Source organism: Treponema endosymbiont of Eucomonympha sp., from assembly GCF_001028545.1.
This window is the reverse complement of sequence record NZ_BBPW01000443.1, coordinates 1-586: the sequence shown is the minus strand read 5'-3', so window position 1 is coordinate 586 and position 586 is coordinate 1. Positions and strand designations below refer to the sequence as shown.

Here is a 586-nt window from a genome sequence, read left to right as displayed (position 1 = left end):
ACCAGTTCCGTGCCTTCTTCCATGTTAGTGAGGTCGGCGGCGAAGTTCGTGTCGTAGACGCGGCTAAAGCCGATCCTGCGGAGCGCCGCCGCCATTTTGCCCGCCGCAAGGCTGCCCAGCGGCAGCCCGAAGTCTTCGGCAATGCCGACGCGCACCGCCGGAGCCGCCTGCACGACGGTGAACTTCGACGGGTCGGCGAGCGCGGCGAGCACCCCGTTCACCTGACTCGCGCTGTACGCGGCGAACAGCGGCTCGCTCACCGTGTCCGGCAGATTCCGTTCCGCGCGCTTCTTGGCATACGCGCCCGCCACGTGGTCTATGACCGACACGTAGGATTTGCATTTCTGCACGCACTGCCCGCAGCACACGCAGCGCTCTTCCACGATATGCTGCGCTTCGTGCGGGTTGCCCTCTATCGCGTATACCGGGCATACGCTGGTGCATTCCAGACACCCCGCTTCCAAATCCTCCATAAGGAGAGGCGCTTGATTACAATCCGCGATAGTACCGCTTGTCACAATGCCGCTTGCCGGTATCCCGTACTCGTCAACTACCAAATGTAATTTGCTGTTCAGCCCCCTTTTGT

Annotated in this window: 1 protein-coding gene; it reads right to left on the bottom strand. The window is 61.8% G+C overall.

Annotated features, from left to right (window positions below):
• On the bottom strand, positions 1-557 hold a 557-nt coding region (locus tag AWU74_RS07515; protein ID WP_438816370.1), incomplete at its 3' end, for a [Fe-Fe] hydrogenase large subunit C-terminal domain-containing protein.
• Positions 558-586: the final 29 nt, after the last annotated feature.